Source organism: Hymenobacter sp. NBH84, from assembly GCF_014217645.1.
In the GTDB taxonomy this organism is placed as follows: domain Bacteria; phylum Bacteroidota; class Bacteroidia; order Cytophagales; family Hymenobacteraceae; genus Hymenobacter; species Hymenobacter profundi.
Genome location: NZ_CP043644.1, coordinates 398,282 through 420,133, shown reverse-complemented (window position 1 = coordinate 420,133; position 21,852 = coordinate 398,282). Strand labels below are relative to the sequence as shown.

17 protein-coding genes are annotated in these 21,852 nt (G+C 58.0%); 5 read left to right on the top strand and 12 right to left on the bottom strand.

From position 1 onward, the window contains the following. Window positions 1–3 precede the first annotated feature (3 nt). Window positions 4–1,959: a DUF3857 domain-containing protein gene (locus tag F1C16_RS01785; protein ID WP_185282680.1), complete on the top strand. Its 1,956-nt coding sequence runs from the start codon at window positions 4–6 to the stop codon at window positions 1,957–1,959. A 275-nt stretch (window positions 1,960–2,234) separates the two neighbouring features. After that, a complete protein-coding gene (locus F1C16_RS01780) occupies window positions 2,235–5,795 on the top strand; it encodes a reprolysin-like metallopeptidase (protein WP_185282679.1) in 3,561 nt (1,186 codons plus the stop codon). 173 nt (window positions 5,796–5,968) lie between these two features. Here the strand turns inward: F1C16_RS01780 and F1C16_RS01775 are convergent, their stop codons facing one another. Continuing rightward, a complete protein-coding gene (locus F1C16_RS01775) occupies window positions 5,969–8,095 on the bottom strand; it encodes a helix-hairpin-helix domain-containing protein (protein WP_185282678.1) in 2,127 nt (708 codons plus the stop codon). Further along, window positions 8,092–8,949, bottom strand: coding sequence for a hypothetical protein (locus tag F1C16_RS01770; RefSeq protein ID WP_185282677.1), 858 nt, complete (start codon window positions 8,947–8,949; stop codon window positions 8,092–8,094). Before F1C16_RS01770 ends, F1C16_RS01775 begins: the two co-directional genes overlap by 4 nt. A gap of 159 nt (window positions 8,950–9,108) precedes the next feature. Here F1C16_RS01770 and yidD point away from each other — a divergent pair, with 159 nt between their 5' ends. After that, on the top strand, window positions 9,109–9,330 hold the full coding sequence (yidD, locus tag F1C16_RS01765) for a membrane protein insertion efficiency factor YidD (protein WP_185282676.1): 222 nt from the start codon (window positions 9,109–9,111) through the stop codon (window positions 9,328–9,330). Between the two features lie 84 nt (window positions 9,331–9,414). Further along, window positions 9,415–10,314: an SdiA-regulated domain-containing protein gene (locus tag F1C16_RS01760; protein WP_185282675.1), complete on the top strand. Its 900-nt coding sequence runs from the start codon at window positions 9,415–9,417 to the stop codon at window positions 10,312–10,314. Between the two features lie 171 nt (window positions 10,315–10,485). On the opposite strand, the gene lgt is transcribed toward F1C16_RS01760, so the two are convergent. The 10 genes from lgt to F1C16_RS01710 all read right to left on the bottom strand — a co-directional run bounded on the left by lgt (window position 10,486) and on the right by F1C16_RS01710 (window position 21,251). Beyond that, on the bottom strand, window positions 10,486–11,394 hold the full coding sequence (lgt, locus tag F1C16_RS01755) for a prolipoprotein diacylglyceryl transferase (RefSeq protein WP_185282674.1): 909 nt from the start codon (window positions 11,392–11,394) through the stop codon (window positions 10,486–10,488). A gap of 106 nt (window positions 11,395–11,500) precedes the next feature. Next, window positions 11,501–11,779 (bottom strand): hypothetical protein, encoded by a 279-nt coding sequence (locus F1C16_RS01750; protein ID WP_185282673.1) that lies wholly within the window; start codon window positions 11,777–11,779, stop codon window positions 11,501–11,503. Then, window positions 11,772–12,404 carry an RNA polymerase sigma factor gene (locus F1C16_RS01745; protein ID WP_185282672.1) on the bottom strand — a complete coding sequence of 211 codons (633 nt, stop codon included), beginning with the start codon at window positions 12,402–12,404 and terminating at the stop codon, window positions 11,772–11,774. Before F1C16_RS01745 ends, F1C16_RS01750 begins: the two co-directional genes overlap by 8 nt. Window positions 12,405–12,710: 306 nt before the next feature. Then, window positions 12,711–14,684 carry an NAD(+) synthase gene (gene nadE, locus F1C16_RS01740; protein ID WP_185282671.1) on the bottom strand — a complete coding sequence of 658 codons (1,974 nt, stop codon included), beginning with the start codon at window positions 14,682–14,684 and terminating at the stop codon, window positions 12,711–12,713. A 181-nt stretch (window positions 14,685–14,865) separates the two neighbouring features. Beyond that, a complete protein-coding gene (gene pgl, locus F1C16_RS01735) occupies window positions 14,866–15,594 on the bottom strand; it encodes a 6-phosphogluconolactonase (protein ID WP_185282670.1) in 729 nt (242 codons plus the stop codon). Next, the gene (gene zwf / locus F1C16_RS01730; protein ID WP_185284186.1) at window positions 15,594–17,114 is read right to left on the bottom strand and encodes a glucose-6-phosphate dehydrogenase; all 1,521 of its coding nucleotides are present in this window, start codon (window positions 17,112–17,114) and stop codon (window positions 15,594–15,596) included. Before zwf ends, pgl begins: the two co-directional genes overlap by 1 nt. A 36-nt stretch (window positions 17,115–17,150) precedes the next feature. After that, entirely contained in the window at window positions 17,151–18,662 is a 1,512-nt protein-coding gene (gene gndA / locus F1C16_RS01725) for an NADP-dependent phosphogluconate dehydrogenase (RefSeq protein WP_185282669.1), read from the bottom strand. Between the two features lie 246 nt (window positions 18,663–18,908). After that, entirely contained in the window at window positions 18,909–19,637 is a 729-nt protein-coding gene (gene rnc, locus F1C16_RS01720; protein ID WP_258048989.1) for a ribonuclease III, read from the bottom strand. 20 nt (window positions 19,638–19,657) lie between these two features. Further along, entirely contained in the window at window positions 19,658–20,911 is a 1,254-nt protein-coding gene (gene fabF / locus F1C16_RS01715; protein WP_185282667.1) for a beta-ketoacyl-ACP synthase II, read from the bottom strand. Between the two features lie 103 nt (window positions 20,912–21,014). Beyond that, complete coding sequence (locus F1C16_RS01710) at window positions 21,015–21,251, bottom strand: acyl carrier protein (protein ID WP_073109216.1); 237 nt, start codon at window positions 21,249–21,251, stop codon at window positions 21,015–21,017. Window positions 21,252–21,413: 162 nt separating this feature from the next. Between F1C16_RS01710 and F1C16_RS01705 the strand changes: the two genes are divergently transcribed. Further along, window positions 21,414–21,842: an IPExxxVDY family protein gene (locus tag F1C16_RS01705; RefSeq protein WP_185282666.1), complete on the top strand. Its 429-nt coding sequence runs from the start codon at window positions 21,414–21,416 to the stop codon at window positions 21,840–21,842. Window positions 21,843–21,852 lie beyond the last annotated feature (10 nt).

The following is a 21,852-nucleotide window of genomic DNA, read 5'->3' as shown; positions in this document are numbered from 1 at the left end:
CTGATGCGCTATTCCTTTTTATTCTGCCAGGCTGCTGTTCTGAGCGCTAGCCTGTTACTAACCAGCACCGCTTGGGCCGCGCCGGCGCCTAAGTACTCCGTAAGCGACCTTTCGGCCAGCCTACGCGAGAATGCTCACGGCGTGGTGCGCGCCTACGATGAAACGCTATTGGTGAAATCGGTGAGCCGCACGGTGAGCACGGTGCACCGCGCCATCACCATTCTGGACGGTGCTGGCGCTGACTGGGCGCAGCTGATGGTGCCCTACGATCAGCTCAACAGCATCAACTACCTGCGCGGGGCCGTGTACGACGCCGATGGCCGCCTGATTCGCTCCCTGCGTGCCTCCGACGTTAAGGACTACGGCCTGTCCGACGGCTTCAGCCTGGCCACCGACAACCGCGGCCGGTTGGCCACGCTGCAACAGTCGGCCTACCCCTATACGGTGGAATTCGACTACGAAATCACCTCTGACAACTCGCTGTTTTACAGCACTTGGGAGCCGCAGGACGAGCCCCAGCTAGCTGTGGAGCACGCCACCTTCCGGGTGCTCACGCCCGCAGCCCTACCCCTGCGCTACCAGGAGCGGCACTTGCCCCAAGGCGTGCAGGCTGCACACTCGCAGCAGGGCGGGCAGGAAGTGTATCAGTGGGAAGTGAAAGCCCTGGCGGCTATGGAGCGTGAGCCTGATGGCCCGCCCCTGCGCGAGTTGGTGCCGATGGTAGTAACAGCACCCGCCGCGTTTGAGGTACAAGGCCACGCCGGTAGCGCCGCCTCCTGGCAACAGTTGGGCCAGTGGAGCTATGAGCTGAACCGAGGCCGCGACGTGTTGCCCGACGACCTGCGGGCGCGCGTGGCAGCGCTGGTGAAAGACGAAAAAGATGAGCGCGTCCGCATCCGAAAAGTGTACGAGTTCTTGCAGGCCAATACCCGCTACATTTCGGTGCAGCTAGGGCTAGGCGGCTGGCAGACGTTTCCAGCTTCGGCCGTGAGCACCAATGGCTATGGCGACTGCAAAGCCCTGTCGAACTACGGCATGGCGCTGTTGCAGGCGGCCGGCATCACGGGCTACTGTGCCCTGGTGCGCGCCGATGCGCCGGACATTCACACGGAGTTTCCCAGCTCGCAGTTCAACCACGTGATATTGTGCGTGCCGCTGGCGCAAACCAAAACCGCCAAGGCCGACACCGTGTGGCTGGAATGCACCAGCCAAACGGCGCCGTTTGGCTACATGGGCAGTTTCACGGGCAACCGCCACGCACTATTACTCACCCCGCAGGGGGGCAAGCTGGTGCGCACTCCTACCTATGGTGTGCGCGAAAACCGCCGCGAGCGGCTGGCCGACGTGTATCTGGACGCGCAAGGCAAAGCCACGGCTGCCGTTCGCACGGCATACACCGGCCTGGAGCAAGACCGCCTCAGCGCCATGCTCGATGGGCTGGACCCAGCTCAGCAGAAGAAGTACATCACAGAAAGCCTGACACTGAACAACTTCAGCATCACGAAATTCAACCTGACGGCCAACCGGCAGCAGGCCCTCCCGATGGTGACAGAGAAGCTGGACCTGATGCTACCTACCTTTGCCTCCGTGAGTGGCAAGCGCCTGTTTCTGGCGCCCAACCTGCTCAGTCGCCTACCCGCCGTGACCGCGCCCGTGGGTGGCCGCCAGTCGGATGTGTGGTTGAGCCACGCCTACACCTACGCCGATACGGTACGCATTCACGTGCCGGCCGGGCTACAGCCCGAGAACCTGCCGGCGTCAGTGCAACTCACCACGGTTTTCGGTACGTACTCGGCCCAGCTGCACACCCTGCCCGATGGCACGTTGCAGTACGTGCGCCAGCTGCAAATGCTCCGCACACGCTTTGCCAAGGCAGAATACCCCGCCTACGTGGAGTTCCGACGCAAAATCAGCGCGGCCGATAAGGCGCAGATTGTGCTGCTGAAGACGGATGCTTAGCGTAAGTATTCGCTACTTTACTTTTCGAATGCCCGGTTGTCTCTCACAACCGGGCATTTTTTATAGCCTATGCACTACACTACTGCGCAACTCCTGCGTCAGAGCAGCTTAATTTTGTGACTATGGCCTTCCCATATCGCTGAAAACAACCCAACTTATGAACACCATAGTCGTTGTTTGTAAGCTGTTTGTCAACTAAACGAGGTGCGGCGTTGAGGTGCTGTTCTTTTCGTTTTCTTCCTACCCTACCTTTCCACCTTCTCACCTCTTACCCGATGCAAACTTCTACCCTGCGGCGAGGGCTGCTAAGCGGTCTGTTTTTAATAGCAGGCCTGCTGCCAGCCGCGGCGCAACGCGTGCTATGGGCCGATGCCTCTCCTGCTGTTGTGCCGAAGCAACATACGCTGGTCCTGAGCCGCTTCCGGGCCGTGACGGTACAGCTAGGCACGGTGCGCAATACCTTGCGCGCGGCGCCAGCCGAGCGTAGCGCGGCAGCCCGTACATCGGGCACCGTGGTGTCGTTGCCCCTACCCGATGGCACCTCCCAGCGGTTTCGGGTGGTGGCCACGCAGGTGATGGCGCCGGCGTTGGCGGCGCGCTACCCCCGCATTCGCACCTACGTGGCCCAGGGCCTCGACGACCCCACGGCCACGGCCCGCCTCGATGTGTCGCCGGCAGGTTTTCACGCCCAGATTCTGGCCGCCAACCGTACCGTTTATATCGACCCGGCCGCGCCCGGCGATACGGTAAACCACTTGGTATTTGACCAAAGCAGCATGAGCCGCTCGGCGCTGGGTGCCGTGTGCCACACGCCCGATGGCCTGGACCGCACGACTACGGCCGCTCTAAACCGACCGGCTGCTCTCCAACGGCCCAACGGCAGCCAGTTACGCACCTACCGACTGGCAGTGGCTTGCACCAGTGAGTATGCCGCTACCAAAGGCGGCACCAAGGAGGGCGCCCTGGCCGGCATTGTCACCTCCGTGAACCGCGTAGATGGCATCTACGAGCGGGAGCTGGCCATTCGGATGGTGCTGATTGCCAACAACGACCGCCTGATTTTCCTTACCGACTCTACCGACCGTTATACCAACGACAACGGTGAAATGATGCTTAAGCAGAACCAAGCTGTTCTGACGGATAGCATCGGCTCGGCTAACTACGATATTGGGCACGTATTCAGCACTGGCGGCGGGGGCATTGCTTCCCTGGGCTCAGTGTGCGTGGCGGGTCGCAAGGCTATGGGTGTGACTGGTTCGCCAAACCCGGTAGGCGATGCCTTCGATGTGGATTTCGTGGCCCACGAGATGGGCCACCAGTTTGGAGCCGACCATACGTTTAACAGCCAAACCGGCAGTTGCGGGAGAGGTAACCGCTCCGCTTCCTCAGCCTACGAGCCGGGTAGTGGCGTCACAATTATGGCCTATGCGGGTATTTGCGGAAACGACAACCTACAGGCCAACAGTATTCCATATTTCCATTCGCGCAGCTACGACCAGATTCTGAACCACGTAACTGGAGCCGGCAACTGCGCCGTTGTCACTGCTACCGGCAACCAGGCGCCTACTGTGAATGCCGGCGCCAACTACCGTATTCCTATCGGTACGCCCTTTACGCTTACTGGTTCGGCCACCGACCCCGATGGGGATGCGCTTACTTATACCTGGGAACAGTACAACCTGGGACCGGTCGGCCCACCTACTGCGCCACAGGGCAATGCGCCCATTTTCCGGTCGTTTGAGCCTACCCCAATTCCCAGCCGCACGTTCCCGCGGGTGTCGGATTTGGTGAATAACACCACGACCATTGGGGAGTTGCTGCCAACGTATGCGCGGCGCCTGATTTTTCGGTTTGTGGCCCGCGACAATCGGGATGGTGGGGGCGGCGTGGAATACGACTCGATGAACGTGGCCGTGATTGGTACCGCTGGCCCTTTTCTGGTGACTACCCCCAACACGGCTACCACCTGGCAGGCCGGTATGCCCCAGCAAGTGACCTGGGACGTGGCCAATACCACGCAGGCGCCCATCAACGCCACCAACGTGGACATTCTGCTTTCTACCGATGGCGGCCTCACGTTCCCGACCATGCTACTAGCTGCTACCCCCAACGACGGCTGCGAATCGGTGACGGTGCCCGCTACTACCAACACGGCACTGGCGCGCATCAAGGTGCAGGCTACGGGCAACGTGTTCTTCGATATTTCCAACCAGAATTTCACTATTAAACCGCTTACGGCGCCTACCTTCTACCTTAATACAGCCTGCATTGGAAGTAATCTGCTGACGGTGTGCCCCAGCACCAGCGTGCCGGTGAGCCTAAGTATCGGGCAGGCACAGGGCTTTGCGGGCACCGTAGCGCTGGGCGCAACTAGCCTGCCCAGCGGCCTTAGTGTTAGCTACGCACCTGCCAGTGTAGCGGCTGGCGGCACGGCGGTAGCCACCATTGCAGCAGCAGCCGCGACCACACCCGGCACCTATACCCTTACTCTCACGGGCACTAGCGGTGGGGTAGTGCAGAATCAGGTGGTGCGCGTGGTAGTGCCGCCGCTGGCTACGCAGGCGGCCGTAGCCGTAGCGCCGGCCGCTACTGCGCTGGTTACTACACGGCCTGTATTTACGTGGCAGGCTGTGCCGAATGCCAGTGCTTACACCATGCAGGTAGCCACAGACGCCGCTTTTAGCAATGTAGTATTCACTCAAAACATAGCGTCGGGCACTACTAGCTTCACCCCTACCACTCCCTTGGCGGCGGGTACTACTTACTACTGGCGCGTGCGTGGCGGCAATGTCTGTGGTGCAGCGCCCTACTCGGCGGCTACGGCCTTCCGCACGGGGGTAGTATCCTGCCAGCCTTATGCGGCTACACAAATCCCCGTCACGATTCCGGCAACGGCGAATGCCTCGGCTTCTTCAACAATAGAAGTAAGCTCAACGGACGTGGTAGCGGCTATTCGGATTAATAATCTGACCATTACACACCCCAACGCAGGCGAATTGACGGTAACGCTAACCAACCCAGCGGGCCGCTCGGCCGTGCTGCTGGCTACTCTGTGTGCCGGTACGGCCAACCTCAACTTGTCGCTGGATGAGCAGGCGACGGCAGCGCTTGCTTGTCCGCTGAACGCGGGCGGCACCTATCGCCCTGCCAACTCCCTGGCCGGTTTGCTGAACGCGCCCGCCAACGGCACCTGGACCCTGCGCATCACTGACAACACTGCTGGCAACGGCGGTACGCTTACAGGCTGGGCGTTGGAGCTCTGCACCGTACCGGCCCCACCCGCTGCGCCTACCAATTTGCTGGCCTACCTTAGTGGCACCAGCGGCAGCACAGCCACCATTGGCCTGCAATGGCAGAACAACGCCACCAACGAAACCGGTTTCGAGCTGGAACGCTCCCTCACTACGAATACCAGTTTCCAGCGCATCGCCACCATTACCGCCAACCAGACTACCTATTCCGACGAGGTATCTAGCACTGGCCGCTACGTGTACCGCATCCGGGCTGTAAACGACATTGGCAATTCAGCTTACTCCAACGAGGCCGTCGCCAGCGTAACGCTTGCCAGCGCCACCGCACCTGTCCTCAAAGGGTTGACTGTGTACCCCAACCCTAGCAGTGGTAAGTTTCAGCTGGAACTGAACAACGCGCAAACGGGCGCCGTGCAAGTGCAGGTATTTGATGCGTTGGGCTGTAGTGTGATGACGCGCACCTTTTCCAAAGCAAGCAACACGCTGCAACAAACCCTGGATTTGAGCACTGTCAGCACAGGTATTTATCAGTTGCGCGTCACGCAGCCACAAGGCACATCGGTGCTGAAGCTGGTGAAGGAGTGAGTAGTGCAGTGGTAAGTGGTGAATGAAAAATGTGTGTGTCATGCTGAGCTTGCAAAGGACCTTCTGCCAGTTGAACGAGTCGTTGTGACGCTTGTCGTTCATACATGGTAAGGTCCTTCGCAAGCTCAGCATGACACACACATTCTTCATTCACGACTTCACCATTTCATCACTCAAAACCGATACCGCGCCTGGGCTTTCACCTCAGAGCGGCGGTTGCCCTCGATTAGATCCAAACCCGAGCCGATGGCCGTCTGGTTGCGGTAGTGCGTTTCGGCGTAGCGCAGCCAGAGCGTGAGGTGACGATTGCAGCGGACTTCGGCCAGCAAGTAGGCGCGTGTGCCCTGCCCGTAGAGGGCCGGCACCGAAAAAGCGTAAAGCACATCCTGCTCAAATACGTACTGGCGCGTGTCGTAATCGTCGGTGTCGAATAGGGCGTAACGGCCGCTCAGGCGCAGGTAGCGCCCGAAGGTGTAGGACACGTCCTGGGCCAGCACATAGCCCGTACGGCGCGGACCGTCGCCCTCCCGGTAGCGGGTGCCCTGCACACGCGTGCGCAGGCTGAGCACAGTGGTAGGGTTGGCGTCGTAGAACAGCAGCAGGCTATGGCGCAACGTGGGCTCCGGCAGTGGTAGCGGGCGTGGGTCGTCGGCATTGTACTCTTTGAGGCGGGTACGCAGCTGGGCGTAAAGCAGGCTGGTTTTGGTGGGCGTGTAGGCCAGGCGCAACAGCCAGTCGTGGCCGTGCGAAGGCGCCCCTACCCGGTAGCGCAACCAAGGGAACCAGAATTGGTCGTAGTAAGCCGAAATTTCCCACCCGGCCGCCGGTCGTACTTTCAGACCCAGGTAGAGGCCGCGCTCGTTGATGTTGCGACTATTTTCGCTGAGGGCGTTGCCATAGAACGTGTGGAAGTCGCGGGTGTAGGAGCGGTAGAGCACGGCCGCATCTACATTGGGTGCCAGGCTGGCCAGCAGGCCGTTCACCGTGCCTACCCCACCACTGCTGCTACGGGCCGTTTCGCCAAACAGCAACAGATTGCGCAGCACGTAGCTGTAATGCGCGCCCACAGCCAGGTTATTTTGACCTCGAAATTCATACGCATTATACAAGGCCGTCCGGCGTTGCAAAGCTCTATCGTAGTGCGTGCCCACGGCCGTGAGGCCTACCGCCAGATGGTTGCTGCGGCTGGTATACGTCACGTTGCCGCCCCCAATAGCTTCGCCCAGACTTTTGCGGTTAGACAGCTCCGTAGGCGTGCGGTGCAAGCCCACCACCAACACCCCCGATGAATACTCCGTGAAATCAGCCAATGAATCCAGAGTTTGCTGGCTGTTGGCATCCACATGTTTATAAGACGCAAACGCTGTGGCCCGCACCGTGCTACTCACGGCTACGGTAGCCGCGGCGCCCCGAAAAAAGGTGCTTTCCAACACCGAGGAGTAGGGGCGCACACCCAACGAGCTACGCCGAATAGTGGTAATTGTTTCGCCGCCTTTCCCTACCTGCAACCCCGAGGACAGCAGGAGCCCCTGCCCAAATTGCAGCTGATAATCGCCCAGCGCCAGGGTTTTCAGACGGCCGCGCTCCTGCACTACCAAGTGGGCTGACAAGAAGTCGGCGCCGTAGCGGCGCTGGCTGGGCTGCCACGCCAGCGGCTCTCCGGCATCTTTTTCGGCCGTGATGCCCAGGCTAAAGTCCTTGGTGTGGCTAACGCGGTAGCGCAGCAACAGTTTATCGGGCGAGCCGAGGTAGCGGCTGGTGAGGCGGCCCGTGCTGGTAGTATCGGAAGCGGTGTAGCCGTGGCGCTGCTGCAACACTCGCTCGTAGCGCAGAAACAGAGCGTTGTTGTCTTCGTGCAACACGCGCTGCCACAGCGGCCCGCGGGCGGCGTTGGGACCAGCATCCGTCACCGTCACGAAAGGCGCCACGCGGTAGATGGTGCGTAGGTCGAAACCGTCGATGCTTTGTAGTTCATACAGGCTAAGCAGCGGCCCTACCCGCTGGCGGTGCTCCAGCAACTGGCTGATCTGCACTTCGGATAGTAGCAGAAGCGCCCGCAACTCCTCGCGCGTAGCCAGGTTCAGGTTGAGCGGCGTTTGGTAGTAGAGCAGTAGCGTTTCGTACATATCCTCATAGGGCATGTCGTCGCTCTGCTGATCGGCAAACAGCTCCTGGATTAGCCGGTCCAGGTCGGGGGTAGGGCGCGGAAACTGCTGGGCCTGGGTAGGCCGGGCCGCGCAGAACAGCCATACCAACACGAGCCCAACGGCTACCCTCAAGCAGCCAGGCAATCTGCTCATAGCTGCGCAGGCTTTGCGAGCAACACATGCACGCTCAGGTGCTGACTAAGCCCAAGGACCGTTTGCCAGGCGGCAGCGTAGTCGATGCGCAGTTGCCCCGTCTGAAAGCCTACCCCGCCGGTGGTCTGTTCGCTCAGTGCTGCAAAACCCGCCCGCACCTGCAATACGTCCAGCACTTTGTATTCCAGGCCCGCCCGGAAGTCGGCATCATGGTCCACGTCTTTTTCGGTTTCCACAGTCAGCAGCACCTTCTCGGTGGGCTGGTATCCCAGGCCGGCGCGCAGCACGGTAGGCACCCGCTCGTCTTGGTAGCGGGCCAAGCGAGCTTGGTTGAGGTTGTAGAGGTAGGCGCCAAACACCAGCTTTTTCGGCATAATCTCGGCTTGCCCGCCCAACGACAGGGCCAGCGCCCTGCGGCTGCCCAGGCCCTCGATGCTCATCTGCAATACATCGAGGCGGGCGCCTACGCTCACTTGGCCACTGCGGTAGCCATAGGCAGCGCCTAGGCGCTGCTCGGCGTAGAGCTTACCACCGAAACGCTGGGCCTCAAAGCCCACTACGCCGTTTTTCGGGCGGTTCTCTACTACTTCGCCTAGGGGTAGGGCTACAGCCAACGCGGCTGTGTTGAAATTGGGTAGCAGGAAGCGGTTTTCGGCATAGAAACCCACTTCCGGCTCGGTAAGTTGACCCAGACCAGCGGCGTTGTTGCCCACGGCCCACACGTCGTGGAGGGTAGTGCTGGTGTAGCCCAACGCCGCAGCCCGTGCCCCCCGGATGCCCGGCCCGTTGCCTTGTGCGAAAGCGTGCAATCCCAGCAAAAACAGGCAAAAAAATAGCGCGTAGCGTTTCTCCATAGAAAGCCAATCAGAAGACTAGAATAAATACACAAACAATTCACTAACAGACTCTATAGCAAAGAATCTTCCTGGTTTTATTCAAATACCCCGCCAAATGGAAGGCTCTTGCTACGTGGCGGGCACTAGCTGCTGCTGTTTCGCGTTCTTTGTGCTACCATGAAGTTGCTCTTCCGCCATTTGTTGCTGGCGCTGTTGTGGGTGTACCGCCACCTGCTGTCGCCCCTCAAGCCCCCTACATGCCGCTACCAGCCCACATGCTCGGCCTATGCCGTGCAGGCCATCGAGCGGCACGGCCCGTGGCGAGGCGGCTGGCTAGCGCTGCGCCGCATTGGGCGCTGCCACCCCTGGGGCGGCCACGGCTACGACCCTGTACCTTAATGACGGCATTGAGCGTATACCTCCTGATACACGCGCCTCTACCTTTGGGTAGGGGCCTTTTCTTTTGCCCTCTTTATGAATACTATGCCCTTTTTTTTGACCACAGCCTTACTGGCTAGCACGTTGTTGAACAGTTGTAATTCCACCCCCGCTGAGCAATCCACCACCGATTTTAGTACCACGCAGGCAGATCAGGGAAAGAAAGGGAAGAAGGGCAAAAAGGGGAAGAAATCGAAGGGCGAAGACGTAGAGCTAAACAAAGTAGGCGACCTGGAAGAAGTTCGCGAAAGCTCTGGCTTGGCTTTGGCCGATACGCCCGGCACGTTCTACACATTCAGCGACGCCGGTAATCCGCCCATTGTCTACAAAGTGTCCGAAACAGGCAAGCTACTCGGCACGTTGCGCCTCAGTGCCACCAACCACGACTGGGAAAGCATTTCGCGCGATAACCAGGGGTACTACTACCTAGCCGACGCAGGTAACAATAGCAACGATCGTGAGGATTTAGCTATTCTTCGCTTTCGTCCCAAAACGCCTAATCAGGTTGATAAAATCAACTTTTCGTACGCCGACCAAACCGAATTCCCGCCCAAAAAAGGCGACCGTAATTTCGATGTGGAAGCCTCGCTTTGGCACCAGAATCAGCTCTACCTTTTTACAAAGGACCGCGCCAATAGCAGCACCAGCAAGGTGTATACCCTCCCTGACCAGCCCGGCACGCACAAAGCAAAATTGCTTACCAAGCTGAGCATTCCGGGCCAGGTAACGGACGCCAACCTAAGCCCCAATGGCCGTCGCCTGGTATTGATGGGTAGGGAAGAAATGTTTGTGCTGGAAGGCAGCTCTTTGGCCGATGCGCTGAAAGCTACGCCCCGTCAGATTTCGCTGAAAGGCGCTGGGCAGACGGAAGGCGTAGTCTTTACCAACGATAACACCATCTACATCAGCACTGAACAAGGTGACTTGTATAAGTATGAGTTTTAGTTGAGGCACAACTACTAAACAAAACCGCCTGTCATCCTGAGTTGGCGAAGGACCTTCTCACGGTTGAACGAGTCGTTGTTACGTCAATCGTTCACGTGTGAGAAGGTCCTTCGCCAACTCAGGATGACAGGCGGTTTTTATTCGCCATTTCCAAACTTTACAGGCTCACGTTTACTTTGCCTGCGCCAGCTTGGGGTTTTGTTCTTCTTTGCCTAAATCGCGCGGGGCGTAGCCGTAGGGATTCTTGGGGTCTTTGCCAGCGCGTAGCAGCACCCAGAAGCCAATGGCTACCATGGGAATGCTCAGGATTTGGCCCATATCCAGGGGTAGGTTATTTTCGAAATCAACCTGGCTTACTTTCAGGAATTCTACGAAAAAGCGGAACGTGAACAGAAGCACTACAAACAGTCCGAATAGTTGCCCGCGTGGGGTGCGCTCCTTGGTTCGGTTCCACATGAAGTAGAGCAGGAAGAACAAGAACACGCAGAACAGCGACTCGTAGATCTGGGTAGGGTGGCGCGGCACGGCGATGCCATTCACGAAGTGCTCCCGGTCGCGGAGGAAAATAAAGGCCCAGGGCACGTCGGTTTCTCGGCCCACAATCTCGGAATTCATCAGGTTGCCCAAACGAATGAGCGCCCCGCCCGACGCCACCACAATCACGATGCGGTCGAGCGTCCAGAGCATGTCGAACTTGTTGTTGCGGCTGAACAGGTACACGGCCAGGATAATACCGATGGTAGCGCCGTGGCTAGCCAAACCGCCGTGCCATATCTTAAACACCTCCAGCGGATCTTTCAGTATCTCAGGCTGATAGAATAGCACGTGTCCTAGTCGAGCACCGACGATGGTACCAATCAGCACGTAAATCGTGATGACATCCACCCACATCGGCGACACTTTCTCCGACTTATAGATGTGCGCCAGCACAAACGTGCCCACCACAAAGCCCGACATAAACAGCAGCCCGTACCAGCGCAAGGCCAGCGGCCCCAGCGTGAACAAACCTAAGTCCCAGGGGCCAAACTCAGCAATGAGAGGCGACACATCCCAAGTGATGGCAGCAAGAAAAGAAAGCATAGGGTAGGCAAAAGATGATAGAAATTCAAAGGTAGTCACTTCCCATTTGGTAGCCGGGCAGCTAAGGCGCCGTGGTCAGCGCGGCTACTCACCGCTGAAACTGGCCTCAGGTTGATCGGCGTTTTTCTTGTTGTGCTCCGCCGCTTACGGCGTGCAGACCCGCATCATCGCCGCTAAGCAACAGCAGAATGCCCAGCATAACAGCGTAGGCGGGCCAGTGCCGCCAAGTCCGCAAAGGCGGGCGCTTCGCTGCGGCATTCACTAGCCGAGTGTGCACCCGGCCGTAAAAATACGGGCGAGGCGGAACAGCTACTTCAGCTCGCCACTGGTGCAGCAGGGTTTCCCATTCTTCATCGGCCTCCGTGCGATTAGTTGAATCAGACATGGCGTTGGGTGGGTTGAAGATGATGACGAAGCGTTTTGCGGGCGCGAAATAATAACGACTCTACGGCGGACACGGTGGTACTAAGCACCGCGGCTATTTCCTCGTAACTCAGCTCTTGCTCGTGGCGCAAGGTGAAAGCCACTTGCTGCTGGTCGGGCAGCCGAGCGATGTGCACCCGTAGAAGCTCTACCTGTTGCCGGCCTTCTAACTGGGCCTGGGGGTGGTCGTTGTCGGCTGGTTCGTAGAGTACGCGGTTGTCGAAGCCCAGCAGGCTGGTTAGGTAGGCGAAGCGCTTGCGGGCACGGGCGCGGCGCTGCTGCTTGAGAGCCCGAGAGGTAGCCAGTCGATAGAGCCAAGTGGTCAGGGCCGCTTCGCCCCGGAACCGGCCAATCGTTTGGTAGACTTCCACGAATACTTCCTGCGCCACGTCTTCGGCCTCTTCCGGCGAGCGAAGCAGCGCCAGCACCGTGCGATAGATGCGGTGCTGATACCGCTCCACCAACGTGCGAAATGCCGCTTCGCTACCCTGCTGCAAGTGGGCTATCAACTCGGCCTCCGCGCAAACCGAAGCAGGTTGCGGGGCAGCAGGTATTTGTTGAAAACCAGGCAGCGGAAGAGTGTACATCCGGGAGGCAGAAAAGAGGAAACAGCGCCCTACCTATTCCGGCCATAGCCGTGGGTAGCAGGGTTACATCAGCTTAGGTCCCCTCATTGTAGAAAACTTGCTCAGCTCCTTCAAATAAAACACAACTACTTGTGAAACAGAACTATATTTTCACATAAGCTAATTAGCAGGTCATTCCGAACCAATTCGACCGTCATGCTGAGCCTGTCGAAGCACGCGCAGCATGACGGTTTGACGACTTCATAAACAGCTTCATCAGCGAATCATACCATGCCCATTGAGAAACGAGCCCTGCTGCCTGGATAGCTACAGCGCGTTTAGTTCCTCGGTATAGCCACCGCTGAGAATGGGGAAGCGCAGCCAAGAGCGGGGGTCCACGTTGTAGTCGTCGAGGTGGAAGGCGGGGGCATACCGCTCGCGCTTCCACTGGTTGCGGCTCCACAAGGAGAAGAAACGCTTCACGTAGACTTTCAATTGTTCGCGGTCGGCGGTGGAGTCTTCTTCGAGTAGGGTAGCGAGCACCTGGGCCGGACTGAGGCGGCTGTAGAAAGCTAGGCGCTCGATGCGGTTGAGCAATACGTAGGGCATCAGGTCGCGCTCGTCGGTTTGCTTTTCTTCTAGCGGGCGAAGCTCGGCAGTGGGTTGCAGGGCATTCACGTGGCGTAGAGCGGGATAGTGGCGCTCCACTTCGGCCCAGCGTAGCCATTGCTTTACAAAAGCCTTGTCCACACCGGCAATGGGCGAAATGCTACCGGCAGTGTCGCCATCCATGGTGCAGTAGCCCACCGAGGCTTCGGAACGGTTGGAGGTAGTGATGAGCAAGGCGTTGAGCACGTTGGCCAGCAACCAGATGCCGGGCGCCCGCACCCGCGCCTGAATGTTTTGCAGGGCTAGGTCGTCGGTTTGCCAGGTAAGAGGGCGGTCCAATGCACTGGCTATTTTGCTGACGTAGCCCGTTACTTCGTCGTCGATGTTCCAGTTGTAGAACACCGCACCCAGCTCCTCGGCCAATTCCTGCGCCGAATTTAGGGTGTCGTCGGAGGAATTGACGGTGCCCTGGTAGGCGCACGTGAGCAGGCGGCCAGTGATGCGGCGGTTGGTCTGGCGCTGCTCGTCGGAGGTTACTTCGGTGCTGGCTTTAGGTAGGTTATCCGAAGGCGCTTCCTGCGGTGTTCCGTCGGCGGCAGCGCGGTGCTCCTGCGCGGTGGGCGCCTCCGTCTGGCCGGTAATGTTCACAATATCCTCGGCCGTGAAGCAGCCCGTACGGCGCATAAACTCGGCCGTGCCCAGCTCAGCCGTGCCCAGCCGCACCATTTCCGCCACCGAAACCGCGCACATGCACGAGTCGGCCCCGCCCGATAGGCTCAGCACGAAGCCGCGGGTGCGGGCCTTGCGCATGTAGTCGAATAAGGCCAAGCTCAGGGCTTGGTTCAATTCCAGATATTCATCGGGGGTAGGGAGCGGCTGAATTTCGGCGGCCGGCTCCAGGGGCGTGGCAAAATCCACGTCCACGCATTCCACATCCACTTCCTTGAAGCTCAGCAACTGATTGCGTGTCAGCAAATGTCCTTCGCGGGCCACTAGAATCTCGCCGTCGTAGATGATGCGGCCGGCTTCGTTGCCGAGCAGGTTGGCGTAGAGGTAGGTACAATGAAAATTGCGCGAAGCGTTGAGCACCAGCTTGTAACGCAAGTCCGTTTTGCTCATGGCAAAATGGCTGGCCGAGGGATTCACAATCAGGTCTACCCTACCCTGCAACCGGGACGCGGGGCGCACGTTGTCGGGGCGCCAGGCGTCTTCGCAAATCTCGAAGCCGAAACGTACGCCTTTGTGCTCGAAGGTTAGGTCGCCGAGCGGCCATTCGTGCCCCTGCCAGCGCACGGTTGTGGTTTCGCCAGCCGGCCAGGGGTAGAAAAAGCGCGTTTCGTAGTGTACGCCGTCGTTGGCCAGAAACTGCTTGGCAGCGAAACCTAAAATTTCGCCATCGCGCAGCACGCAACTGGTGTTGTACGTGCGCCCTTCCAGCCGCACAGGTAGGCCCACACACACCAGAATGCCTTCAGTCCAGGGCAGGATTTGCTGCAAATATTCCAGTGCCGCTTCGCACAGCCAATCGCTCAGAAACAGATCTTCGCAATTGTAGCCGGTCAGGCATAGCTCGGGCAAACACAGCAACTCTACCCCCGACTCCTGGGCCTGCTCGATGGCCGTGCGAATGGTGCGCAGGTTATGCTGCCACGCAAAAGGAATTTGGTTAAGCGCTGCGCCGGCGATACGCATAAGAATGAAGTTGTAAAGGTGAAATTGTGAATATAAATAACGTCAGAACGTCATGCCTCATCCGGCGTCCGCTTGCCGAAGCATCTCGCGTGCTGACGGAAGATAGTATCCAACATCAGCACGCGAGGTGCTTCGGCAAGCGGACGCCGGATGAGGCATGACGTTCTATATAAGTAAAAAGTTACTTCTGTGTCAGCTTGCTGGCGGCAGCTTCGTCCAGAAACCACGTGACGTTACCATTTTCAGGCTGGATCAGTTGAGCAGGGTAGCGCTGGATATCACGCCCCTCTTCCAAGATCTGCCGCACGGCTTCGGCCTTGCCCTCACCGTACACCAAAAACACGGTGGCACGGGCCTGATTCAGCAGCGGGGCCGTCATGGTAACGCGGTTGGCCTGCACTTCTTCGATATAAAGCGCCTGCACACTCACGGTTTCATCGGTGAGCACAGAGGTATGCGGAAACAGCGAAGCCGTGTGGGCGTTGTCGCCTAGCCCTAGCAAGTCCAGATCGAGGGGTAGGAAATTTTCGCTATCGAAATAGCGCTGCATCGTGCGCGTGTAGGCGGCCGCCGCTTCCGAAGGGCTCAGGCTTGTATCGACGGCAAAGATTTGCGCCGGCTGAATGTCCAACGGGTCGAGTAGGGCTTTTTTGGCCATCAGGTAATTGCTGTTGGGGTCGGTGTGCGGCACGTAGCGCTCATCACCCCAAAAGAAATCCACCTTATCCCAGGCTAGTTGGTCGCGGTAGTCGGCGGCCAGTAGCTCAAACAACTTTTTGGGCGACGACCCGCCCGACAGCGCCACTGCAAACCGACCACGCGCCGCAATGGCCTCGTTGCCCGTCGCCACAAAATACTCTGCCAGCGCCCGCGATGCTTCCTCCGACGATTTAAAAACGCGAATAGCCATTAGCACTCTTTTTTATCGTGAAGGGGTAGCGTAAACCAATGGTAACCGTCGCGGGCGATGAGCGCCTCGGCAATTTCCGGCCCCCAGGAGTCAGCGGAGTAGTTAGGGAAGTTCATGCTCTTTTTGTTTTCCCAGGCATTGAGAATCGGCATAATAAGGTCCCATGCAGCTTCTACTTGGTCGCCGCGCATAAACAGCGTTTGGTCGCCGAGCATCGTGTCCAGCAGCAGGGTTTCGTAGGCCTCGGGCGTATCGTTGGTATAAGTACCTTGGTAGTCGAACACCATGTCTACTCGATTCAGCACCATATCCAAGCCGGGGCGCTTGGCCTGCACTTGCAAGCGAATGCTCATTTCGGGCTGAATGCTGATAACCAGCCGGTTTTGGTGCCACGCCTCCGCCGATTCGGTTGGGAAAATCAGGTGGGGCACGTCTTTAAACTGAATGGTAATGATGGACGCCGAGCGATGCAAACGCTTGCCCGTGCGCAGGTAGAACGGTACGCCCTGCCAGCGCCAGTTATCCACGAAGAACTTGATAGCGGCAAAGGTTTCGGTGTTCGAGTCGGGGTCTACCTTGTTTTCTTCGCGGTAGCCAGGCACTTCTTTGCCCTCTACCCACCCCTTGGCATATTGCCCGCGCACAGCGGCCGAACGCACTTCTTCCGGTCCAAAGCGGCGCATAGCGCGCAGTACATCTACCTTACGGTTACGCACTTCGTCGGCCTCAAAGCTCACGGGCGGCTCCATGGCCACCAGGCACAGCAGCTGCAACAGGTGGTTTTGGATCATATCGCGCAGGGCACCCGAGCCGTCATAGTAGTCGCCCCGCTCGCCCATGCCCAGCTGCTCGGTCACGGAAATCTGCACGTGCTCAATGTAGTTGCGGTTCCAGAGCGGCTCCAGAATGGCATTGGCAAAGCGGAAGGCCATGATATTCTGCACCGTTTCCTTACCCAGGTAGTGGTCGATGCGGTAGATCTGACGCTCCTGAAAAATACCAGCCAGCAGGTCGTTCAACTCCTTAGCCGTTTCCAGATCGTGCCCAAACGGCTTCTCAATCACAATGCGCACGCGGTCGGGGTCCTCGGCCAGCTTGGCTTCCGAGAGGTTGCGGGCGATGATGGGGAAGAAGTTGGGCGATACGGCCAGGTAGTAAATCACCTGCGCCGTAGTGTTCCACTCGGCTTCGTGCTCGGCCACCCGCTCGCCAAATTGCGTGTAGGTAGCCGCATCGTTCAGGTCGGATACCTGGTAGGTTAGGTGCTGCGCAAACTCCTCCCACTTCTCCAGTCCAGCCTTGCCACGACGCGAAAACTTGTTGATGTCTTCCTTCACCCTGTCACGGTAGGCTTCGTCTGTTAGCTTGGTGCGGCCCGTGCTCAGGATAGCGAACTGCGCAGGGAGCCACCCATCCAGAAACAAATTATACAGTGCCGGTGCCAGCTTGCGGGCGTTCAAATCGCCGGTTCCCCCGAAGATGACAAAAATGGTCGGCCGGATTTTATCTTTATTACTCATGCGTAAGTCGTAGCGAGTGATGATGGAAGACACGAATTATTTGTTGGGCGTAACCGGCGTTTCATTCTCGGTGCCAGTACCGCGGTGCGTATCTTCTTTGTTTTCGGCGGCTTCGTGCGAGGGCGTCCACTGGGTGTGAAACACGCCCTCGTGTCCAACGAGCTCGTAGGTGTGTGCACCAAAGTAGTCGCGCTGGGCCTGAATCAGGTTGGAAGGCATCCGGCCGGTGCGCAGCGTATCGAAGTAGCTGAGCGAAGCAGCCAACGCGGGTGTACCAATACCCATCGTGGCCGCGCGCGCTACCACCGCACGTGCCCCGGCTACCGACTCCTGCACCTGCTGGCGCACGTTGTCATCGAGCAGCAAGTGGGCCAGATCAGGCTTCTGCTGATAAGCGTTGTAGATAGTATTCAGAAACTCGGAGCGAATAATGCAGCCCCCACGCCAGATTTTAGAAATATTGGCCAGGTTCAGGTTATACGCATACTCTTCCGAAGCACGAGCCAGCATGTGCATGCCTTGGGCGTAGGCGATGATCATGCTGAAATACATGGCTTGCTCCAACTCTTGCAGTTGCTGCTCCTGGTCTTCTTTGCTGGGGGTAGGACGTGCCTGATACACCTTTTCCATCTCCTCACGCAGCGATTTATACTTCGATAAATCGCGCATCGCTACGGCTTCGTCAATTAGCGACAAGGGCACTTGTAGGTCCATCGCAATCTGCGACGTCCACTTGCCAGTGCCCTTGGAGCGGGCTTCGTCTTTGATGTCGTCTAGCAGCAGGTGGTCGGTGTCGGGGGCGATGTAGGCAAAAATGTCCTTGGTGATGTCTACCAAGAAAGACTGCAAGCGGCCCTCGTTCCACTTGGCATATACCTGCTGCATAGCTTCGTTGCTCATGCCCAGGCCGTTTTTCATTACATCATATGTCTCGGCCAGCAGCTGCATAATGCCGTACTCGATGCCGTTGTGCACCATTTTCACAAAGTGGCCAGAAGCGCCCGGCCCGATGTACGTCACGCACGGCTCACCGCCTACTTTAGCCGCTACAGCCTCCAGCACAGGTTTCATCTTCTGGTAGGCATCCTGGTCGCCGCCCGGCATCATACTGGGACCGCGCCGCGCGCCTTCCTCCCCACCCGAAATGCCCATCCCGAAGAAATGCAGCCCTTTTACTTCCAGTTCCTGCGCTCGGCGCGTAGTATCCAAGAAATAGGAGTTACCACCATCAATCAGCATATCGCCTTGGTCGAGCAGGGGCGTAATTTCTGAGATTACGCTGTCCACAATCTTGCCGGCTGGCACAAGCATCATCACCACGCGGGGTTTGGCCAGGCTTTGCACAAAAGCACCCAGGTCCGAAAAGCCCTCCACATTTTCTACCCCGTCTTCGTTGGCTTCCTTGTGCAGCAGCGGAATTTTGCTGGTGTCCTTATCATAGCCAGCCACGGAAAAATCGTGGTCGGCCATGTTTAGCAGCAAGTTGCGGCCCATAGTACCCAGGCCAATCATGCCGAAGGCGTAGTTTTTTGGTTGTGGTGCGCTCATTGGGAAAGAAAGTTTCTAGCGGTGTTAGGTGTGAGATGAAATGCGGAAGCAGATGCCGCGAAGGTAGTAATTGGCAGCAGACGTCCTACCCGTCTCTAACCATTGAAGTAGGGCATGGTTTCAGGTCAGGACTGCCTGCAGTTGGGTAGGGTGTACGTAAACTCTGGCTCAGATGATAAATAAAAAGCCGGCCGCCTACCCTTTTATTGGGCAAGCAGCCGGCTTTTGACATTGATAGTAAGATGATTACAGACCCAGTGCGGTTAGGGCGCGTTCGGCGGCCAGTTGCTCCGCCTGTTTCTTTGAGAGGCCCATTCCCGTTGCCACCACAGCTTCATCAACGAACAGCGTGGCCGAAAACTCCATCACACCGCCCCCGCGTGGCTCGCCGGCCAACTCGTAGCGCACTACCTTGCCTTGCCGCTGTGCCCACTCGATGAGTTTGCTTTTGAAGTTGGACGTGGTTTCGGTCAACGACTTCACATCCACAAAGGGCTTAATCAGGCGGCTGAGCACAAATTTGCGGGCTACCTTATAGCCCTGGTCGAGGTAGACGGCGCCTACGAGTGCCTCCAGCGCGTTGCCGTTCACGGAGCGCGAGCGGGCCGCCCTACCCTGAGTGGCATCCAGCTGCACCAGCTTATCGAGGCCCAGCTTGAGGGCAAGCTGATTGAGGCTTTCGCGGTTGACGATGCGGCTGCGCATCTCCGTCAGGAAGCCTTCCTGCTCGTAGGGAAACTTACGAAACAGGTACTCGGCCACGATGGTCCCCAGCACGGCGTCGCCCAGAAACTCCAGGCGCTCGTTGCTCTGGTGCCTGCCTTGCTCCGGCTGCTGCCGCACCACTGAGGAGTGCGTAAATGCCAGCCGATATACGCGCACATTGTCGGGCGAGACGCCCGTCATCGTGGTAATGGCCTGCCGAAAGGCCCGGTCGTGCCCTAGCAACCGCCGAAAAAATCCAAATACAGGCAAGGGCTGACCGGGCCTCGGCATTAGTCGCGGAATTTACGGAAGACCACCGACGTATTGTGGCCGCCAAACCCGAACGTATTGCTCACGGCAATGTTCACCTCGCGTTTCTGCGCCTCGTTAAAGGTGAAGTTCAGCCGCGCATCCAGTTCCGGGTCGTCCGTGAAGTGATTAATAGTAGGCGGAATGATGCCGTGCTGAATGGCCAGAATGCTGGCTACGGCCTCAATACCACCCGCGCCGCCTAACAAGTGGCCGGTCATGCTTTTGGTGGAGGAGATGTTGAGGTTGTACGCGGCCTCACCAAACACCTTTTGAATAGCCTTGATTTCAGCGCCATCGCCCAGCGGCGTGCTGGTGCCGTGGGTGTTAATGTAGTCTACATCTTCCGGCGTGATGCCAGCATCACGCAGGGCGTTCTGCATCACCAGCACTACACCCTCGCCCGTAGGGTCAGGCGCCGTAATGTGGTAGGCATCCGAAGACAGGCCACCGCCAATGATTTCGGCGTATATTTTCGCGCCGCGGGCTTTCGCGTGTTCGTAGTCTTCTACTACCAGCGCGCCGCCGCCTTCGCCCAATACAAATCCGTCGCGGTCCTTATCATAAGGACGCGAGGCGGTAGCAGGGTCGTCGTTCCGCTCGCTCATGGCCTTCAGGGCATTAAAGCCCCCTACCCCGGCCTCGGTAATAGCCGCCTCCGAGCCGCCGGTTACGACCACATCGGCCATCCCCAAACGGATGTAATTGTAGGCCGATACGATGGAGTCGGACGAGGAAGCGCAAGCCGACGTGGTCACGAAGTTGGGGCCGCGGAAGCCGTTCTTGATAGAGATGTTGCCCGACGAGGAGTCAGCAATCATCTTCGGAATGAAGAACGGGTTGTAGCGCGGCGTGCCGTCGCCCTTGGCAAAGTTGAAAGATTCCTGCTGGAAGGTGGTGAGGCCACCGATGCCAGAGCCCCAAATCACGCCTACCCGATCTTTATTAACGCCACTCTCGTGCAAACCAGCGTCCTTAATGGCTTCATCGCTGGCAATCACACCAAATTGCGTGAAGAGGTCCATCTTCCTACCTTCCTTGCGGTCGAAGTAGTCGTCGGGGGTATAATTTTTCACTTCGCAGGCGAAGCGCGTTTTGAACTTGCTGGCGTCGAAACGGGTGATAGGCCCCGCGCCGCTCACGCCCTGCGCCAGGCCTTCCCAGTAGGCGGGGGCCGTGCTGCCAAGTGGGGTAATGGCCCCAATGCCGGTCACAACAACTCTCCGAAGAGACATAGGCTAAGGAAGAAACGAAAGAATAGGAAAGGGTGGGAAAAGCAAAACGGCCGGCGGCAAGCCGGCCGATGAGCTATAAGCCGTAAAAAGAAGTCGCGAACGACTACTTAGCGTGCTCCTCGAGGTAGCTGATTGCCTGCCCTACGGTAGCAATGTTTTCAGCCTGATCGTCGGGGATAGACACGTTAAACTCTTTTTCAAATTCCATGATCAACTCAACGGTATCGAGCGAGTCGGCGCCCAGATCGTTGGTGAAGCTAGCCTCTGGCGTTACTTCCGAAGCTTCTACACCTAGCTTATCGATGATAATGGCTTTTACTTTTTCTGCGATTTCAGACATTTCCGTGGGGGTTTGAGGAAAACTAGGCACAAATAACACCATCTTCGCTAACATTGTCAAACAAACCCGGTCTAATCTTACAGGTACAACATTATGGCCGGGCTGGTTCCAACGCGTTTAGCGCCTCCCTACTTTTGCTTGTTTTCCCTTGATACTCAGCCGATGAAAACCCTGACTCTCGACTTTGAATACGACTGCGACTTCGAGTTATTTGGCCTGGTTTCCTCTACCCGAGAGCATCGCCTGGCCTGGCTGCTGAATGCCGACCTGCGCCTGCGCTTGGTAAAACAGCAGGATATCATCTACGATTTGCTCAGCCGCGGTCGGCTGGTGATCAGCAATTATCTGCACACTACGCACACGTGCACGTTGCGCCTGTTTCGCAACCGCTCGGTGGCGCCCTCTACCCTCAAAAAGCCCTACCTCGCGCCCGATGTGCGGCAGTACGACTACCTACTACAAATCAGCAACGGCACGGGCACACTGGCGCCGGAGCAGGTGCTAGCACGCCTTACAGCGCTGGAAGACGTACAACATGTGTGTCAACTAGACCCCAACCAACTGGAATTCAAGGAGAATTTGTTTTTCTAACACACCCCTA

What these genes read in the sequence shown, in the direction of transcription:
- F1C16_RS01785 (WP_185282680.1), top strand. Translation starts at nt 4, where the DNA reads ATGCGCTATTCCTTTTTATTCTGCCAGGCTGCTGTTCTGAGCGCTAGC.
- F1C16_RS01780 (WP_185282679.1), top strand. Translation starts at nt 2,235, where the DNA reads ATGCAAACTTCTACCCTGCGGCGAGGGCTGCTAAGCGGTCTGTTTTTA.
- F1C16_RS01775 (WP_185282678.1), bottom strand. Translation starts at nt 8,095, where the DNA reads ATGAGCAGATTGCCTGGCTGCTTGAGGGTAGCCGTTGGGCTCGTGTTG.
- F1C16_RS01770 (WP_185282677.1), bottom strand. Translation starts at nt 8,949, where the DNA reads ATGGAGAAACGCTACGCGCTATTTTTTTGCCTGTTTTTGCTGGGATTG.
- yidD (WP_185282676.1), top strand. Translation starts at nt 9,109, where the DNA reads ATGAAGTTGCTCTTCCGCCATTTGTTGCTGGCGCTGTTGTGGGTGTAC.
- F1C16_RS01760 (WP_185282675.1), top strand. Translation starts at nt 9,415, where the DNA reads ATGCCCTTTTTTTTGACCACAGCCTTACTGGCTAGCACGTTGTTGAAC.
- lgt (WP_185282674.1), bottom strand. Translation starts at nt 11,394, where the DNA reads ATGCTTTCTTTTCTTGCTGCCATCACTTGGGATGTGTCGCCTCTCATT.
- F1C16_RS01750 (WP_185282673.1), bottom strand. Translation starts at nt 11,779, where the DNA reads ATGTCTGATTCAACTAATCGCACGGAGGCCGATGAAGAATGGGAAACC.
- F1C16_RS01745 (WP_185282672.1), bottom strand. Translation starts at nt 12,404, where the DNA reads ATGTACACTCTTCCGCTGCCTGGTTTTCAACAAATACCTGCTGCCCCG.
- nadE (WP_185282671.1), bottom strand. Translation starts at nt 14,684, where the DNA reads ATGCGTATCGCCGGCGCAGCGCTTAACCAAATTCCTTTTGCGTGGCAG.
- pgl (WP_185282670.1), bottom strand. Translation starts at nt 15,594, where the DNA reads ATGGCTATTCGCGTTTTTAAATCGTCGGAGGAAGCATCGCGGGCGCTG.
- zwf (WP_185284186.1), bottom strand. Translation starts at nt 17,114, where the DNA reads ATGAGTAATAAAGATAAAATCCGGCCGACCATTTTTGTCATCTTCGGG.
- gndA (WP_185282669.1), bottom strand. Translation starts at nt 18,662, where the DNA reads ATGAGCGCACCACAACCAAAAAACTACGCCTTCGGCATGATTGGCCTG.
- fabF (WP_185282667.1), bottom strand. Translation starts at nt 20,911, where the DNA reads ATGTCTCTTCGGAGAGTTGTTGTGACCGGCATTGGGGCCATTACCCCA.
- F1C16_RS01710 (WP_073109216.1), bottom strand. Translation starts at nt 21,251, where the DNA reads ATGTCTGAAATCGCAGAAAAAGTAAAAGCCATTATCATCGATAAGCTA.
- F1C16_RS01705 (WP_185282666.1), top strand. Translation starts at nt 21,414, where the DNA reads ATGAAAACCCTGACTCTCGACTTTGAATACGACTGCGACTTCGAGTTA.